16 protein-coding genes and 1 pseudogene are annotated in these 15,953 nt (G+C 63.5%); 10 read left to right on the plus strand and 7 right to left on the minus strand.

The window, feature by feature from the left end:
• From GGR39_RS17100 to GGR39_RS13175, 5 genes and pseudogenes are all read right to left on the minus strand, one after another.
• On the minus strand, positions 1 to 357 hold a 357-nt coding region (locus GGR39_RS17100), incomplete at its 3' end, for a hypothetical protein (RefSeq protein WP_221226135.1).
• A 29-nt stretch (positions 358 to 386) separates the two neighbouring features.
• Positions 387 to 1,010 (minus strand): annotated as a pseudogene (locus GGR39_RS13160) (radical SAM family protein); the annotation flags it as partial.
• Positions 1,011 to 1,108: 98 nt separating this feature from the next.
• A complete protein-coding gene (gene moaB / locus GGR39_RS13165) occupies positions 1,109 to 1,636 on the minus strand; it encodes a molybdenum cofactor biosynthesis protein B (protein ID WP_183617558.1) in 528 nt (175 codons plus the stop codon).
• Entirely contained in the window at positions 1,626 to 3,404 is a 1,779-nt protein-coding gene (locus GGR39_RS13170; RefSeq protein WP_246388711.1) for a transglycosylase SLT domain-containing protein, read from the minus strand. The genes moaB and GGR39_RS13170 overlap by 11 nt, the downstream gene beginning before the upstream one ends.
• A gap of 68 nt (positions 3,405 to 3,472) precedes the next feature.
• Positions 3,473 to 4,216, minus strand: a complete 744-nt coding sequence (locus tag GGR39_RS13175; protein ID WP_183617559.1) for a uracil-DNA glycosylase family protein — start codon at positions 4,214 to 4,216, stop codon at positions 3,473 to 3,475.
• Positions 4,217 to 4,304: 88 nt separating this feature from the next.
• Here GGR39_RS13175 and GGR39_RS13180 point away from each other — a divergent pair, with 88 nt between their 5' ends.
• From GGR39_RS13180 to GGR39_RS13210, 7 genes are all read left to right on the plus strand, one after another.
• Positions 4,305 to 5,957 (plus strand): electron transfer flavoprotein-ubiquinone oxidoreductase, encoded by a 1,653-nt coding sequence (locus GGR39_RS13180; RefSeq protein WP_183617560.1) that lies wholly within the window; start codon positions 4,305 to 4,307, stop codon positions 5,955 to 5,957.
• 27 nt (positions 5,958 to 5,984) lie between these two features.
• Complete coding sequence (locus GGR39_RS13185) at positions 5,985 to 6,794, plus strand: 4-(cytidine 5'-diphospho)-2-C-methyl-D-erythritol kinase (protein WP_183617561.1); 810 nt, start codon at positions 5,985 to 5,987, stop codon at positions 6,792 to 6,794.
• 13 nt (positions 6,795 to 6,807) lie between these two features.
• The gene (locus tag GGR39_RS13190; protein ID WP_183617562.1) at positions 6,808 to 7,539 is read left to right on the plus strand and encodes an N-formylglutamate amidohydrolase; all 732 of its coding nucleotides are present in this window, start codon (positions 6,808 to 6,810) and stop codon (positions 7,537 to 7,539) included.
• Positions 7,540 to 7,634: 95 nt separating this feature from the next.
• A complete protein-coding gene (gene ilvD, locus GGR39_RS13195; RefSeq protein WP_183617563.1) occupies positions 7,635 to 9,491 on the plus strand; it encodes a dihydroxy-acid dehydratase in 1,857 nt (618 codons plus the stop codon).
• The gene (locus tag GGR39_RS13200; RefSeq protein ID WP_183617564.1) at positions 9,491 to 9,865 is read left to right on the plus strand and encodes a hypothetical protein; all 375 of its coding nucleotides are present in this window, start codon (positions 9,491 to 9,493) and stop codon (positions 9,863 to 9,865) included. Before ilvD ends, GGR39_RS13200 begins: the two co-directional genes overlap by 1 nt.
• Positions 9,852 to 11,246 carry an NAD(P)H-hydrate dehydratase gene (locus GGR39_RS13205; RefSeq protein ID WP_183617565.1) on the plus strand — a complete coding sequence of 465 codons (1,395 nt, stop codon included), beginning with the start codon at positions 9,852 to 9,854 and terminating at the stop codon, positions 11,244 to 11,246. The genes GGR39_RS13200 and GGR39_RS13205 overlap by 14 nt, the downstream gene beginning before the upstream one ends.
• On the plus strand, positions 11,243 to 12,445 hold the full coding sequence (locus GGR39_RS13210; protein ID WP_183617566.1) for a class I SAM-dependent RNA methyltransferase: 1,203 nt from the start codon (positions 11,243 to 11,245) through the stop codon (positions 12,443 to 12,445). The genes GGR39_RS13205 and GGR39_RS13210 overlap by 4 nt, the downstream gene beginning before the upstream one ends.
• Positions 12,446 to 12,470: 25 nt before the next feature.
• Here the strand turns inward: GGR39_RS13210 and GGR39_RS13215 are convergent, their stop codons facing one another.
• Positions 12,471 to 12,731 carry a hypothetical protein gene (locus GGR39_RS13215; protein WP_183617567.1) on the minus strand — a complete coding sequence of 87 codons (261 nt, stop codon included), beginning with the start codon at positions 12,729 to 12,731 and terminating at the stop codon, positions 12,471 to 12,473.
• A 119-nt stretch (positions 12,732 to 12,850) separates the two neighbouring features.
• Here GGR39_RS13215 and GGR39_RS13220 point away from each other — a divergent pair, with 119 nt between their 5' ends.
• The 3 genes from GGR39_RS13220 (at position 12,851) to GGR39_RS13230 (ending at position 15,675) form a co-directional block, all read left to right on the plus strand.
• On the plus strand, positions 12,851 to 14,062 hold the full coding sequence (locus tag GGR39_RS13220) for a saccharopine dehydrogenase C-terminal domain-containing protein (RefSeq protein ID WP_183617568.1): 1,212 nt from the start codon (positions 12,851 to 12,853) through the stop codon (positions 14,060 to 14,062).
• A gap of 119 nt (positions 14,063 to 14,181) precedes the next feature.
• Positions 14,182 to 14,448, plus strand: a complete 267-nt coding sequence (locus GGR39_RS13225) for a hypothetical protein (RefSeq protein WP_246388713.1) — start codon at positions 14,182 to 14,184, stop codon at positions 14,446 to 14,448.
• A gap of 27 nt (positions 14,449 to 14,475) precedes the next feature.
• Positions 14,476 to 15,675, plus strand: coding sequence for a carboxynorspermidine decarboxylase (locus tag GGR39_RS13230; protein ID WP_183617570.1), 1,200 nt, complete (start codon positions 14,476 to 14,478; stop codon positions 15,673 to 15,675).
• Positions 15,676 to 15,733: 58 nt separating this feature from the next.
• On the opposite strand, the gene GGR39_RS13235 is transcribed toward GGR39_RS13230, so the two are convergent.
• The gene (locus GGR39_RS13235; protein WP_183617571.1) at positions 15,734 to 15,922 is read right to left on the minus strand and encodes a hypothetical protein; all 189 of its coding nucleotides are present in this window, start codon (positions 15,920 to 15,922) and stop codon (positions 15,734 to 15,736) included.
• Between the last annotated feature and the right edge of the window lie 31 nt (positions 15,923 to 15,953).

The following is a 15,953-nucleotide window of genomic DNA, read 5'->3' on the forward strand; positions in this document are numbered from 1 at the left end:
TGAAATGCAGGGCTGGCCTGTCAGATCGATGTCTGTTGAGGAAGACACCTCCCGCCCGTCACTGACCGGTACATCTGTCATCGATACAAGCGTTACGCCCAGATCGCTGACCGGATTGCGCCACCTTGCTTCCCGATAGCTACCATCAGGCTGCCCCGACCACTTTTCTGGGTCACGAAGCCGTACCCCCAGCAGTCGTGTCAAGACTCGAGGATCATGAGCCTTCTGCATTCGCGCAACCTGAATAACACCCTGCGCAAACCGCGTTATTTGGGATGGCAATGGCGCAGTAGCGGAAATCAGCAGAACTGCCGAAGCCGCTAGTGCCAGCCTTGGAATGCCGATCGACATGAACATCGCAGCAAGATGCCAGTCGATATCCACTTAGACAACCGACCGTCCAATCTCAGCGCACCCCGGACGCTTACGGAGATACCAACCGAAGTCAGGTTATGCCGCGCCAGTTCGGCCAGAAGATCCAGATCCTGCAGGACGCGGTCTGACTTCGTGGTGATCGTCACGGGGTGCCGCACTTCCAGGCACGTTTCGAGAACTTGCCGCGTGATCCGGTAATCCGCTTCGATCGGCTGATAGGGATCGGTGTTGGTTCCCATTGCGATGGGCGCGGGTCGATAGCTGGGCTTTGCGAGGGTTTCCCTCAGCAGGCGGGCGGCATCGGGCTTGGCGAAAAGCTTGGTTTCAAAATCCAGCCCAGGGGACAGATCGTGGAAAGCGTGGGTCGGTCGGGCGAAGCAGTATATACAGCCATGCTCGCAGCCACGATACGCGTTGATCGATCGATCGAACGGCACATCGGGAGAGGCGTTGAACGACAGGATGGCCTTGGGATGCTCAACCGTTACCGTTGTCCGCAGCTTTTCGACAGGCCCGTCAACACAGTTATGCACATCCTCCCAGTCGCCATCAGCCTCACGCGCAGCGATATTGAAGCGCGTCGAGGCCTGAGACGATTGTGCACCTCGGCCCTTGGAAGATGTTTGCGCAACCATTCCAGATGTAGAACATATCAGGAACAATTACGCAAGCCAGGCACGCTGCGGCTTGGCCCAGATGCCAGGTATCAACCCTCCCCGGATAGGCGATTGCATCAAACCTCGCGAAGGCGCGGCATCAATTCTACGAAGTTGCATGGACGATTGCGGCTGTCGAGTTGCTCGGCCAGGATCCCGTCCCACCCATCTTTCACCGCGCCATTCGAGCCGGGGAGGGCGAAGATGTAAGTCCCGCGTGACAGGACCGCGCATGCACGCGACTGAATGGTGGACGTGCCGATCGTCTTGTAGCTGATCCAGCGAAACAGCTCGCCAAAGCCGGGGATATCGCGCTCTTTCACGCGGTCCAGCGCTTCGGGCGTCACGTCGCGTCCGGTCAGTCCGGTGCCGCCGGTGATGACGACGGCGTCCACCGAAGGGTCTGCGATCCAGGCTTCCAACTGCCCGACGATCGTCGGCACATCATCGCGTACGATATTCCGGGCGGCGAGCGAATGGCCCGCATCGGTCACGCGCTCCGCCAGGATATCGCCCGAAGTGTCGTCTTCCGGACCGCGCGTGTCGGATACGGTGAGGACGGCGATCTGGATCGGCTTGAACGTGCGAGAAAGGTCAACGGCCACGAAGGATAGCTCCGTTCGATGCCATGCGCACCCCGGTCGCGCTGCCAAGCCCGGGGAAGGTAGGCCACATGCCCTGCGCCAACGCCTCCCGGCTTTCCGACGCACCGCCCGCTTGCCGCTCATACATCCAGAAGTTGCGCATCACGATGTTCACGTAGCCGCGCGTCTCCCAATAGGGCAGCGATTCCATCCAGAGGAGGGGATCGCCCTGATCTCGCACTTCGCTGTTCCAGCGGCCGATCGGGGCCAGCCCCGCGTTGTACGCCGCCATCACCTTGGGCAGCAGGCCCTGGGTTGCGCCGGAGTTCTTCAGCATCTGCAAGTGCCGCTGTCCGAAAGCGAGGTTGACCTCCGGCTTGTTCAGATCGCTTGCCGATCCACTGAAGCCCAGCGATCCGCTATGGTCCTGCGCCGCGGCGGGCATGATCTGCATTAGGCCACGTGCGCCGGCCGGGCTGACCACATTGGTCTGGAATACCGATTCCTGCAGCACATGCGCGTAAACCAGTGCCGGATCGACCTGCCAACCACCGGCCGGTGTCCACTTCGGCGTGGGGAAGCGTGTCGCGGGGGCGGGTTTGCCACCGTAAGGAGCGTTGTAGGCCATCCACAACTGGGCCTTGGGGAGGCCAAGATCGCGAGCAAGGCGGCTGAGCGGTTCGAACTCGGAAGGGGCGCCGATCCGGGCCTGATAGCGCAAGACCTCGTCGGCCAGGCTATCGCGGCCGATCTCGGTCAGCGCAACTGCCACGCGGATGTTGCCCTCGTCACGCAGTTGCTGCCAATCGGTTTGCGTGAAATCCGCCGCTGAATGCTGCTGCGGCAGGCGCAGGCCCAGTTGCTCGGCCGCGAGCATCCCATAGAGCGTCTCATCGCGGACCGCCGCCTTGCGCAGGATTACCGCCGCCTGTTCTGGCTTGCGGCAACGGACCAGCGAGCGGCTTTGCCAGTAATAGGCCGCAGAGGTCAGCTCGGCATTCTCCGATCGGGCGGAGGCATTGCGGAACGCGTCCGCCGCACCGTCGCAATCGCCCAGGCGGAAGGCGGCGAGCCCGGCGGTCCACCAGGCTTCTCCCACCCACGGCCCTACGCCTTGGGTGGCAAGCTGAGCGAGTTGGTAGGCCGGGGCGTCCTGGTTCTCGATATAGAAGCTCCACGCCACCTTCTGCCGCCATTCCGCGCGGGTGGAGGGGCTGAGGGCGCCATCGATCCCATCGAGAAGGACACGCGCGCCCACCGGGTCGTCGGCCTTGATGCGGTCCATGATACCGGCGGAGACCGTGCCGGGCATGGTGCCATCATTGATCGAGGAAGGGCGGATGCGCTTGGGAAGCGAGGGCAAGCTGGCAAACTGGCGCTGCACCGGCGCGCTGGGGACGCTCAATGCGCCGCGCTTCAGCGCCAGGCGGCTGATCTGGTCGGCACCGGGGAGCGTGGTGCCTTGAGACAGCCACGTCTGCAGTTCGGCCAGCTCGATCTTGGGAGAGTTTGAATCCAGGAAGTATTCCGCACGTGCCTGCTGATGCAACGGGCCATCGGGCTTTTGCGCGAACAACGACTGAACCGTGGTCCAGTCCTTATGGTCAATCGCATCGAACAAGCGGCGGTAGTAATCGCGCTCGTCCTGACTGAGCAGCGTGGGAACCGCCGTTCGGTCGGCCCTGCTGCGGAAATATTCCACCGCGGCGCTGTTGGCGAATGCGGGAGCCGATACCAGCGACGCGGCGCTCAGAAGGGCAAGAAGCCCGGCCTTGGCAGCATTCCTCAAGTTTTCACCCCAATATAATCCGATCAAGTCGGCCGACCCAGTTCGTCATCACGACAGACGCCAAGCATTCACGCCGTCCAGTCCAGCCACGCACGCCAGACCAAAGCCTTCCAGCGGGCCTGCGCCTGAGGTGCCGGTATCCGCCGAAGTCCCAGTAGTGGAATCGTGGCATCTTGATGGTTAAAACTGAGTGAAACGGCAGCAGCTTGAGGCGAGCCGTGCCCAAGCAGCGGCAGGATGACGCCGCCGATGGCGATGATCCGTTTAGGAGCTACCAAAGCAACGTGGTGCCGCAGCGCCGAGGCGATCGCACCTTGCGATATCGCCGACCATTCGGTTCCCGGCGAATGGCAGGGCAGGGCGCTGGCGACGTAAACCTGATCGTCGGAAATCCCGCCCGCTTTCAGGAAGCTGGCGATCATCAGTCCTTCCGGCCCGGACAACAGACGCTCGCGATCCTCGGCTTCGGGTTCGCAGGCTATGATCATCACGTCTGGCGATGCCACACCGCGCGGGGGAACGCGGCCGACACAGCGGCCTCCGTCCAACTCACGCGCGGTCATCCACCATGCCTGGAAAGCCTTAAGGTTATCCGGAAGCGGCGTTGGCTCTTCGGCGATCGCGGGCGCAACGGCAGGCATGACCGGTTTGATCTGCCTGGGCGCGCTTGCTCCAGGCGTCTTCGCGGGGTCGTGGGGGGCGAGCCAGACGTGCGGATCGTCGTCCAGAGCGCTGGTCAGACCGGCATCCCGCCACCAGGCCATCGCCGCTGCGAACATCTCAGTACAATCCGGATTTGTTCCGCGGGTCATGTCTCTAAGCCTTGACCTGTCGACCTCCACCAATCAAGGCAGTCGACGCGCAAATGACGAAATATAATTCCGTAGGGACATGACAGGCATGAGTGAACGTGAATCGATGCCGTTCGACGTGGTCATCGTCGGAGGTGGTCCGGCAGGCCTCTCGACGGCGATCCGTCTGAAACAGATCGATCCTGAATTGGCCGTATGCGTCCTCGAAAAGGGCTCTGAAATCGGCGCTCACATCCTGTCCGGCGCAGTGGTCGATCCGCGCGCTCTGGATGAGTTGCTGCCGACCTGGCGCGAAGACGGCTGCCCGATGGCCGAAGTGCCGGTGACCGACAATTGGCACTGGCATCTTACCAAGGGCAAGAAGATGTCGATGCCGCACATCATCATGCCCCCGTTCATGTCGAACGATGGAAATTACACCGGATCCCTGGGCAACCTGTGCCGCTGGCTGGCTGAGCAGGCCGAGGCCCTGGAAGTGGAAATCTTCCCCGGCTTCTCCGCGTCTGAAATCCTGTACGACGAGAAGGGCGCCGTCACCGGCGTAGTCGCCGGCGTGATGGGCATCGGTCGCGATGGCGAAAAAAAGCCCGACTACGAACCCGGCATGGAATTGCTGGGCAAGTACACCGTCTTCTGTGAAGGCGCGCGCGGTCATCTCACCAAGCGCTTGAAAGCGAAGTACGATCTGGAGGCGGATTGCCAGCCGCAGATCTATGGCATCGGCCTGAAGGAAATCTGGGACATCGCGCCCGACAAGCATGTCCCGGGCCGCGTTATCCACACGCAGGGCTGGCCGCTTTCGGAAAGCGACAGCTGGGGCGGCGGGTTCCTGTATCACCAGGCGAACAACCAGGTCGCGCTCGGCTTCGTGACCGCGCTGGACTACAAGAACCCCTACGTCTTCCCGTTCGAGGAATTTCAGCGCTGGAAGCAACATCCTGACATTCGCGCGATCCTGGAGGGTGGCAAGCGCGTTTCCTACGGTGCGCGCGTGATCAACGAGGGTGGCTGGCAGTCGGTACCCAAGCTCGCGTTCCCGGGCGGCGTGCTGGCGGGTTGCTCGGCCGGTTTCGTCAACGTGCCGCGCATCAAGGGCTCGCACACCGCGATGAAGAGCGGCATGCTGGCAGCAGAAGCAATCGCGGCGGCGGTAAAGGCTGGGCGCGAGCAGAATAGCCTGGACGAATACGACGCCGCCGTGCGCGACAGCTGGATCGCCACCGAACTGAAGCTGGTGCAGAACGCTGAACCGATGGTCGCCAAGTGGGGCGGCGAAATGGGTACGGTGCTGGCCGGCGCGGATATGTGGCTGCGCACTTTGTTCGGCTTCGGCCTGGCCAAGCCGATGAAGCATCACCGCGATTCCGAGGCTACCGGCCGTGCGGATCTTTACCGCCCCATCGCTTATCCCAAGCCCGATGGCGTGATCAGCTTCGACCGCCTGACCAGCGTTTCCTACTCCTTCACCAATCATGAGGAGGATCAGCCGGTCCACCTCGTGCTGAAGGATCCAGACTATCCGCTACGCACCGAGCTTCCGGTTTTTGGCGGACCATCCACCCGGTACTGCCCCGCAGGCGTCTACGAATACGTCCGCAACGAGGATACGGGCGCGATGCGCTTTCAGATCAATTCGCAGAATTGCGTGCATTGCAAGACCTGCGACATCAAGGATCCGGGCCAGCAGATCGAGTGGACGGCGCCGGAAGGCGGCGGGGGGCCGAACTACCCGAACATGTGATCCGGCTTCGCTGATGGCGCGCCCTACATGCTGACGGAAACGGCCTACGCCAAGATCAACCTGGCGCTGCATGTGCGGCGGCGCCGGGATGACGGCTATCATGAACTGGAAACGCTGTTCGCCTTCGTGGACGATGGCGATCGGCTGACGGTGCGCCCATCCCAGCAGGACAGCCTGGCGACCACAGGCGAGTTCGCTCCGGCTATTGATGATCCTTTCGGCAACATCGTCGCCAAGGCGCTGGGCAAGCTTCCCCACGGCCCGGGTTGGGCGGTGGACCTAGAGAAGCGTTTGCCCGTCGCCGCCGGTCTGGGCGGCGGATCGGCCGATGCCGGCGCGGTGTTCCGCCTGGTGGAGCAGGCCCATGGCTTGCCCGACGATTGGGCCCGTCGTGCCGCCGCTCTGGGCGCGGACGTTCCCGCCTGCGTGCTTTCGCGGGCCTGCATCGGTACGGGCATCGGCACCGATCTTGAGGAAGTGCCCAACGATTTGGCCGGTATGCCGGTCATCCTCGTCAACCCGCGCGTGCCCATGCCCACGGGCCCCGTCTTCAAGGGCTGGGACGGTCAGGATCGCGGCCCCATGCCATCCGGTTCCCTGCGCCAGATCGCGCTAGACGGTCGCAACGATTTGGAAGCGCCCGCGCTTGCCCTGCAACCCGTAATCGAGGAGGTGCTGACCGCCTTGCGTCAGACTGGCGCGTTCCTTTCGCGCATGTCAGGCTCGGGGGCGACGTGCTTTGCACTCTATGACCAGACGGCCGATCGCGACGCCGCGGTCGCATCGCTCGCGGATCGGCACCCGGACTGGTGGCAGATGAGCGGGGCTCTGCGCTGACATGATCGAAGGTATGGCCACGCAAACCGAGGCGTATGAGATCGTCGGCGAACCCACGGCCGGGGGCATCCTGATCATTTGCGATCATGCCTCGGCGCGGGTGCCGCGGGACATCGACCTCGGAATTCCTCCGGCGCTGCTTCGCGAGCACATTGCCGTCGATATCGGGGTGGCCGATGTCGCACGGCGCATGGTCGGTCCGGGGATCGCGGCCTATCTTGCCAACATCAGCCGCCTGATGTGCGACTTCAACCGCGATCCTGACGCTGCGGGCATCATCCCGAAAGTGAGCGATGGGCACCCCATCCCCGGCAACGCACTGAGCCCCCAGGGCCGGGCAGGACGCATCGCCCGTTTCTTCGACCCATATCATCAGGCGCTGGAGCACTTGCTGGCAGCAAGACCGCCCGCGTTCGTGCTGTCGATCCACAGCTTTACCCCGCGCCTCGCCAGCGATCCGCAGCAGCGGCGGCCCTGGCACGTCGGCGTCCTCTACAACGAAGATGATCGCGGAGCCCGCCTAGCACTGCCATTGCTGGAGGCGGAGGGCCTCATCGTCGGCGATCAGCAGCCCTATTCAGGCCAATTGCTCAATGCCACCATGAACCGCCATATCGAAGCACACCGCCGCCCCTATCTCGGCGTGGAAATTCGCCAGGACCAGATCGGCGACGCGAAGGGCCAGGTGCTATGGGCCGAGCGTCTAGGGCGGATCGCCGCGGCGGTGGCACGCCACTTCGTTTGAACTCTACACCACCGGGCATTTTCCGCTTCGATCAGAACGAGGTGTGGAGTAGGGCGGCGTGATACCGTTTTTCCGTCCGTATCCCGGAGCCGCCCATGCCTGCCTATCGTTCCCGCACCACCACCCATGGCCGCAACATGGCCGGCGCGCGCGGACTGTGGCGCGCCACCGGGATGAAGGATTCGGACTTTGGCAAGCCGATCATCGCCGTGGTGAACTCCTTCACCCAATTCGTGCCGGGCCACGTTCACTTGAAGGATTTGGGCCAGCTGGTCGCGCGTGAGATCGAGGCGGCAGGTGGTGTCGCCAAGGAATTCAACACGATCGCGGTGGATGACGGCATCGCCATGGGCCATGACGGCATGCTTTATTCGCTGCCCAGTCGCGATCTGATCGCCGACAGCGTGGAGTACATGGTCAATGCCCACTGCGCCGATGCGATGGTGTGCATCTCCAACTGCGACAAGATCACGCCGGGCATGCTGATGGCGGCGTTGCGGTTGAACATCCCCGCTGTCTTCGTGTCCGGCGGCCCGATGGAGGCTGGCAAAGTCATCCTGAAGGGCAAGGAACGAGCGCTGGATCTGGTGGACGCGATGGTCGCCGCCGCCGATGAGAGCTACACCGACGAGGAAGTGAAGACGATCGAGCGCTCGGCCTGCCCGACATGCGGATCGTGTTCAGGCATGTTCACCGCCAATTCGATGAACTGCCTCACTGAGGCATTGGGACTTTCGCTGCCGGGAAATGGCTCGATGCTGGCGACCCACGCCGATCGTGAGAAGCTGTTCCTCGAGGCCGGCCGCGTCGCCGTGGACTTGTGCCATCGCTATTACGAGCAGGACGACGACAGCGTTCTGCCGCGCCGTGTCGCCAGCTTCGGCGCGTTTGAGAACGCGATGAGCCTGGATATTGCCATGGGTGGCTCAACCAATACCGTGCTGCACCTCCTGGCTGCCGCACACGAAGCCGGCGTGGATTTCACCATGACCGACATCGACCGGCTTAGCCGCAAGGTGCCCTGCCTCTCCAAGGTCGCTCCTGCAAAGAACGACGTGCACATGGAAGACGTGCATCGCGCCGGCGGCATCATGGCGATCCTGGGCGAGTTGGACCGCGCCGGGCTGATCAATCGCGATCTGCCCACCGTCCATTCCGCCTCCATCGGCGAGGCGATCGCGCGTTGGGACATCGCCCTTCAGCCCTCGTCCGAAGTGCGCGAGTTCTACGCGGCGGCGCCAGGTGGCGTGCCGACGCAGACCGCGTTCAGCCAGGCACGCCGCTGGGAGAGCCTTGACACCGATCGTGAGAGTGGCGTGATCCGCTCGGCCGAGCATGCCTTCAGCCAGGACGGCGGTCTGGCCGTGCTTTCCGGCAATATCGCGCTGGATGGCTGCATCGTGAAGACGGCGGGCGTCGATGAAAAGATCTTGAAGTTCACCGGCCCCGCCCGCGTTTACGAGAGCCAGGACGCTGCCGTTGCCGGTATCCTGGGCGGGCAGGTTCAGGCCGGCGATGTCGTGGTGATCCGCTATGAAGGACCACGCGGCGGGCCGGGCATGCAGGAGATGCTTTACCCCACAAGCTACATCAAGTCGAAGGGGCTGGGCGCGGCATGCGCTCTGATCACCGACGGGCGGTTTTCCGGCGGTACGTCAGGCCTGTCGATCGGCCACGTCTCGCCCGAAGCGGCAGAGGGCGGCGCGATCGGCCTTGTCGAGAACGGCGACACGATCGAGATCGACATTCCCAACCGCACCATCCACCTCGCCATCAGTGACGAAGTGATGCGGGAGAGGAGGGCGGAAATGGAGGCGCGTGGGGGAAATGCCTGGGCCCCGGTCCATCCGCGCCCGCGCAAGGTTTCCGTCGCGCTGCAGGCCTATGCCGCAATGACGACCAGCGCGGCGCGCGGCGCTGTCCGTGATGTTTCGCAACTGAAACGCGGCTGATGCGTGGTGTCGCGGTTCTGTGCATCGTAGGCGCTGCGCTGGCGGGCTGTTCCTCGGGTAAAAACCAGGCAGCGCAAGTGGCCGAAGGTGGCGAGCGCATTTCGTGCGCGCTGGCCGGTGCTGGCGAGTTCACGCAGGACTGTTCGGTCGATCGTTCGCAGGTTGATGGCAAACTGACCCTGGTGGTCCGCCATCCGGACGGCTCTTTCCGCCGGTTCACAGTGGTCAGCGACGGTCGCGGCGTGGTCGTGGCAGATGGTGCGGATCAGGCCAAAGCTGTCGTGCAAGGCGACAAGCTGGCCGTAGCGGTAGCCGATGATCGCTATCTTTTCCCCGCAACCGTGAAAGCCAAGGCGGCGGATGCCGGCAAGTGATCAGATCCTTTCAGTGGCGCAAATGCGCGCTGCCGAGGATCGGCTCATCGCGGGAGGCATCAGTGTCGAGGCGCTGATGGACCAGGCCGGGCAGGGCGCGGCGGATTGGGTATGGCGCATCGCCGGAACCCGGCGCGTGACCGTGCTATGCGGCCCCGGCAATAATGGCGGAGACGGCTATGTCCTAGCCGAAGCCATTCGCCGGCGCGGCGGTGATGTTTGTGTTGTCGCCCCTTACGACGCTCGGACCGATGCCGCTCGGAACGCCAGGCAGCTTTATCAGGGCGAGATTGTTGACCCGGAAGCGGACATCAGCGGTGAAGTGTTTGTGGATTGCCTTTTCGGCAGTGGACTGACCCGCCCGCTGTCCGAGCAAGATGAGGCGCTGCTGCTCCGGCTTGCCGAGGCGCATCGCCTGCGCGTTGCTGTAGACCTGCCTAGCGGGATCGCTGCCGATACCGGGGCCTTGCTGTCGTCCATTCCTGCCTTTGACCTGACTTTGGCGCTGGGGGCATGGAAGTTTGCCCATTTCCTCATGCCGGCCGTCGCCGGTATGGGCTCACTGCGCTTGGTCGAGATCGGCATCGACCCGGTATCTGGCGCAGCGCGGCGCTTGACCGCCCCGCGCATCATCGCTCCGGCAGGGAGCGCGCACAAGTACACGCGCGGCATGCTGGCCATTGTTGGTGGCGAGATGCCCGGCGCGGCGGTGCTGGCGGCCACGGCGGCGCAAGGCGCAGGTGCCGGATATGTGCGCGTCGTCGGCGAACGTCCTGACAACCTGCCGATCGATCTCGTCGCCGACGAACGTGCGCTTTCTGATGCGCTGGATGACCGGCGTACCGGCGCGATTCTCGTCGGCCCCGGGCTTGGCCGCGATCATGCGGCGGCAGAACGACTGGCGGCAGCGCTTCATGCGCCGGCACCTTGCGTTTTGGATGCCGACGCTCTGATGTTGCTCGATGCCAGTTCCATGGCGGATCGCACGGCACCGGCCATCGCCACGCCGCATGATGGCGAACTGGCCGCGTTAGAGCGGGCGTTCGTATGTGACGGTTCGTTGCCCAAGCCCCAACGCGCCATGAACCTGGCCGCAAGGAGCGGGATGGTAATCGTGGCCAAGGGGCCCGATACGATCGTCGCAAGTCCCGATGGACGAGTCGTTCTGGCGGATCGAGGGAACAGCTGGCTATCGACTGCCGGAACGGGTGACGTGCTCAGCGGTACCATCGCCAGCCGGCTTGCCACGGGACTAGAGGCGTTCACGGCAGCGTGCGAGGGCGTGTGGCTGCATGCCCATGCCGCTCGGCGCTGTCCCCCCGCCTTCACAGCGGCTGACCTGGCCAAGGCAGTTCCGCAAGCGCTGGCAGATTGTTTATGAGTATCGTCGAAGAAATCCTGCGCGTCGCTGCCAAAGGCGATGGCATCACCGCGTCGGGCAGGCACGTCCCTTACAGCGCCCCGGGCGACCGGGTACAGGCGGGTGGCGTTATCGAGCCGGGGCCGCACCACGCGACCCCGCCGTGCCGGCATTTCCGCACATGCGGTGGATGCCAGTTGCAGCATCTGGACGAGGAGACGCTGGCCGACTTCGTCGCGGAACGGGTGGCCAATGCCGCAAGCGGGCAGGAACTGACGCCTGAGGTGATCACGCCGCCCCACCTTTCTCCTCCGCGGTCACGCCGCCGGGCGGCTTTGCATGCGCAACGCCAGGGTGGGCGCATCGTGCTCGGCTTCCGGGAGCAGGGCTCGCACCGAATCGTCGACATGCAGGAATGCCACGTGCTGGTGCCCGAGCTGTTCGCGCTCATCGCCCCGCTGCGGCGAATGCTGGCTCGCCATCCCGGAAAGCTCGCAGTCGATATCGAGATGACCCTGGCGGAGCAGGGCGTCGACCTTGGTCTGAAGGGGCTACGCGTCGAAGGGCTGGATGCGACGGAAGCCATGCTGGCATTTGCGCAGGACAACCAACTCGCCCGTCTGACGCTGGACCAGGGCTATGGCCCGGAACCCACTTGGGAGCCCAATCCCGTCAGCGTGCGTCTCGGCCCCGCCAGCGTGCCCCTGCCGCCCGGGGCCTTCCTGCAGGCAACGGCGGATGGCGAGGCGACGCTGATCGCGGCTGCTCAGAAGTGGCTCGCAGGTTCGGCCACCGTCGCCGATCTCTTCTCGGGCCTTGGTACCTTCGCCTTTGCGCTGGCCGGCCCCGCCACCAAGGTCCTGGCGGCGGAAGCCGCGCGAGACGCGCATATCGCGTGCAAGGCCGCCGCCGGTCGTGCGCAAATGCCGGTCCATGCTTTGCACCGAGATCTGTTCCGCAATCCGCTGCAACGCGACGAGCTCAACCGCTTCGCTGCCGTCCTGCTCGATCCGCCCCGCGCCGGTGCGCGCGAACAGGTCGGATACCTGGCGCAAAGCACCGTGCCGCGGATCGTCTACATCTCATGCAATCCGTCCAGCTGGTCACGCGATGCGACGACCTTGGTGGCGGGCGGATATCGGTTGGTCGAACTGTGCCCGGTCGGCCAGTTTCGCTGGTCGACGCATGTCGAACTCGCCAGCTTGTTCGTGAAGGGCTGACCGGAAAGTTCGAAAGACGGGGCGACTACTCGGGCGCCGCCTTGTCCATCAAATCCATGAAGTCCCGCGCGGCGTCGCGATCCTCGGCGTTCTTGAAAACCACGTCGAGGTCTGGCGCGGCACCCACCAGATACATCAGCGACCACAAGGCGAAGCGCCGGCCACGATCCTGCTCCATGCCCAGGTCCACGCCCATGCGCTCTATCCCGGAGGCGAGAGCAGGGGGCGCAATCGCCTCCATGTCGGCGGTGCCGAAATAGCGGCGCATTTGATCGTCAAAATCCATGCCGACGGCTGTGGCCCGCGCCCGGACGAGTGGCAAGCGTGGTGCGCGTGGTTGTCTTGTCATATGCCGGGCCTATATGCGGGCCTTTCGCGGGCGCGGTCGCCAAAGGAGACAGGTTAGTGAGCAAGGTTCTGGTGATCGGCGCGGGCGGCGTCGGGTCGGTTGCGGTCCACAAGATGGCGATGAACCCGGACATCTTCTCCGACATCCACCTCGCCAGCCGCACCGTTTCGAAGTGCGATGCGATCGCGGAGTCGGTAAAACAGCGCACCGGCGTCGATATCCAGACTTATGCGATCGATGCGGACGATGTGGCCGCCACCACGAAACTGATCCAGAGCATCGGCCCCAAGCTCGTCGTCAACCTGGCCCTGCCTTACCAGGATCTGGCGATCATGGACGCCTGCCTGGCCGCAGGCACACACTACCTAGATACCGCCAACTACGAGCCGCGCGACGAAGCGAAGTTCGAATACAAGTGGCAGTGGGCCTATCAGGACAAGTTCAAGCAGGCGGGCCTGATGGCGCTGCTGGGCTCGGGCTTCGATCCCGGCGTCACCAGCGTCTTCGCGATGTGGCTGAAGAAACACAAGCTCAAGACCATTCGCCTGCTCGATATTCTGGATTGCAATGGCGGCGACCACGGCCAGCCGTTCGCAACGAACTTCAATCCGGAAATCAACATTCGCGAAGTCACCGCGCCGGCCCGTCACTGGGAGAACGGTGAATTTGTCGAAACCCCGGCAATGGGCGTGAAGCAGCAGTTCGATTTCGAGGGCGTCGGCCCCAAGAACATGTACATGATGTACCACGAGGAACTGGAAAGCCTCGCGAAATTCCTGCCGGACATGGAGCGCGCCCGCTTCTGGATGACGTTTGGCGATGCCTATCTCCAGCACCTGACCGTGCTGCAGAACGTGGGCATGACGCGCATCGACCCGGTGATGTACAACGGCGTTGAGATCATCCCGCTGCAGTTCCTGAAGGCGGTGCTGCCGGAGCCTGCCTCGCTTGGCGCCACGACCAAGGGCAAGACCAACATCGGCGATATCGCGACGGGTGAAGCGCTGGACGGGTCGGGCGAAAAGACGTTTTACGTCAAGAACATCTGCGATCATGAAGAAGCCTACGCAGAGACCGGCAACCAAGCCGTCAGCTACACCACCGGCGTTCCTGCGATGATCGGGGCGGCCATGATGCTGACCGGCAAGTGGCGTGGTGAGGGCGTCTTCAATATCGAACAGCTCGATCCCGATCCGTTCATGGAGATGCTCAACTCCCATGGCCTGCCGTGGACGGTCGAGGAACTTGACGGGCCACTGTCGTTCTGATGGTGCGGGCGCTTTTCCTCGCCGCACTGAGCGGCCTATCGCTTTGTGCTTGCACGCCCACCCAAGCGCCCGAGGCTGCTGCTCCGACCACTCCGGCCGGACAGTCGCTGGTGCGAGATATGTCAGGGCCCGACAAGGCCGCCTGCCAGGCCAGCGGCGGCCGTGTGGAGCGGCGCGGAAGGCTTGGTTCGGAACTGTGCGTGCGTCCCTTTGCCGATGCCGGCAAGAGCTGCACGGACAGCGCGCAATGCCAGGGTAAGTGCATCGCCATGGGCAACACGGCCGAACCGCAGACGGCGGGCCAATGCCAGGCGGACGATCGCCTGTTCGGATGCTATTCCGAGATCAAGGGCGGCAAATCGGCCTATACCATCTGCGTCGATTGACGCCGTAGGCATCGAGGACAAGCAAGCATGGAAACCAGAGCCGGCGATCCCGGGGCCTTTGCCCGTTTCGATCTGGAGCGAGTGGAAAGCCCCGCCTTCGTGGTGGATGCCGCCAAGTTGCGAGAGAACCTGCGCATCCTCCAAGATGTGGGCGAGCGGTCCGGCACCAAGGTGCTTGCCGCGTTGAAGGCTTTCTCGATGTGGTCCACCGCCCCGATCATCGGCGAGTATCTGGACGGTGTCTGTACCTCGGGATTGTGGGAAGCCCGGCTTGCCTCGGAGTTTTATGACGGTGAGATCACCACGTACTGCGCCGCCTACAAGCCAGAGGATCTGCCGGAAATCCTGCGCCTCTCCGACCATGTGATCTTCAATTCACCGGGCCAGATCGAGCGGTTGTGGCCGATCATCGAGGCGGCGCGGGCCGGGGGGGAGGACTTCGACATCGGCCTCAGGATCAATCCCCTGCATGCCGAGGGTGAGGTCCCTCGCTATGATCCTTGTTCCCCGCATTCGCGCCTGGGCTTCCCGATCGACCAGTTGACCGACGAACACATCGAGATGATCGACGGGGTACATATGCACACCTTGTGCGAGCAGGACTTCGAACCGCTATCCCGCACCTGGGACAAGGTGTTCGACCATCTCGAGCCCTGGTTTGGCCAGTTCAAGTGGATCAACCTGGGCGGGGGACATCACATCACCCGCGCCGATTATCAGCGTGAGGAGATGATCCAGTTCCTCGCCGATGTGGCAGAGGACACCGGCGCGGACGTCTATATCGAGCCGGGTGAGGCCATCGCGCTGGACGCAGGCATTCTCGTCGGCACGATCCTCGACACGGGATGGAACGGCATGCCAGTCGCCATTACCGACATCTCGGCGACCTGCCACATGCCCGATGTGATTGAGGCGCCCTATCGCCCCGCCATGCTGGGCGAACAGCGGACGGGGGACGACGAGATGGACAACGACACCGGCGGTACGGTCCGTCTTGGTGGTCCATCGTGCCTCGCCGGGGATGTGATCGGGGACTACGCCTTGCCTGTTCCGGCGGAGCCCGGCGCGCGGTTCGCGTTCCTCGACCAGGCGCATTATTCGATGGTGAAGACGACGACGTTCAACGGCGTGCCGCTGCCCTCGATCTGGCTCTGGGATTCCGAAACCGACGCGCTCGAGTGCATTCGCCGTTTCGATTACGAGGACTTTCGCGACCGATTGAGCTGATCGCGGCGCGGTGCGCTTTCACCTAGGCTCGCACGGCGGGCGACTTGGCTCGAATATATCAGGTAATCGAAACGGTGGCGAAAGCACCGCGTTGTTCCAGTCTCGCAAAGCCCGATAAAAAGGCTGAACTGATGAGCATTTCACTCTCGTTTTTCGCCTGTTTCGCTCCCCCAGGCGTGCGCATCTTGGTGCCATTGTGAAGCTTTTTTGACACCGCAGATTTTTCGGTTGCGAATCCGTAGATCACCCCTATATCCGCCCTCCGCTGCCCCATGGGG

The organism is Novosphingobium fluoreni (assembly GCF_014196615.1).
GTDB classification, from domain to species: Bacteria; Pseudomonadota; Alphaproteobacteria; order Sphingomonadales; family Sphingomonadaceae; genus Novosphingobium; species Novosphingobium fluoreni.

Excerpts from the sequence above, each read along its gene's own strand:
- GGR39_RS13215 (WP_183617567.1), bottom strand. The coding sequence starts at position 12,731 with ATGGATTTTGACGATCAAATGCGCCGCTATTTCGGCACCGCCGACATG.
- GGR39_RS13180 (WP_183617560.1), top strand. The coding sequence starts at position 4,305 with ATGAGTGAACGTGAATCGATGCCGTTCGACGTGGTCATCGTCGGAGGT.
- GGR39_RS13225 (WP_246388713.1), top strand. The coding sequence starts at position 14,182 with ATGTCAGGGCCCGACAAGGCCGCCTGCCAGGCCAGCGGCGGCCGTGTG.
- GGR39_RS13175 (WP_183617559.1), bottom strand. The coding sequence starts at position 4,216 with ATGACCCGCGGAACAAATCCGGATTGTACTGAGATGTTCGCAGCGGCG.
- GGR39_RS13200 (WP_183617564.1), top strand. The coding sequence starts at position 9,491 with ATGCGTGGTGTCGCGGTTCTGTGCATCGTAGGCGCTGCGCTGGCGGGC.
- ilvD (WP_183617563.1), top strand. The coding sequence starts at position 7,635 with ATGCCTGCCTATCGTTCCCGCACCACCACCCATGGCCGCAACATGGCC.
- GGR39_RS13230 (WP_183617570.1), top strand. The coding sequence starts at position 14,476 with ATGGAAACCAGAGCCGGCGATCCCGGGGCCTTTGCCCGTTTCGATCTG.
- GGR39_RS13190 (WP_183617562.1), top strand. The coding sequence starts at position 6,808 with ATGGCCACGCAAACCGAGGCGTATGAGATCGTCGGCGAACCCACGGCC.
- GGR39_RS13205 (WP_183617565.1), top strand. The coding sequence starts at position 9,852 with ATGCCGGCAAGTGATCAGATCCTTTCAGTGGCGCAAATGCGCGCTGCC.
- GGR39_RS13210 (WP_183617566.1), top strand. The coding sequence starts at position 11,243 with ATGAGTATCGTCGAAGAAATCCTGCGCGTCGCTGCCAAAGGCGATGGC.
- GGR39_RS13185 (WP_183617561.1), top strand. The coding sequence starts at position 5,985 with ATGCTGACGGAAACGGCCTACGCCAAGATCAACCTGGCGCTGCATGTG.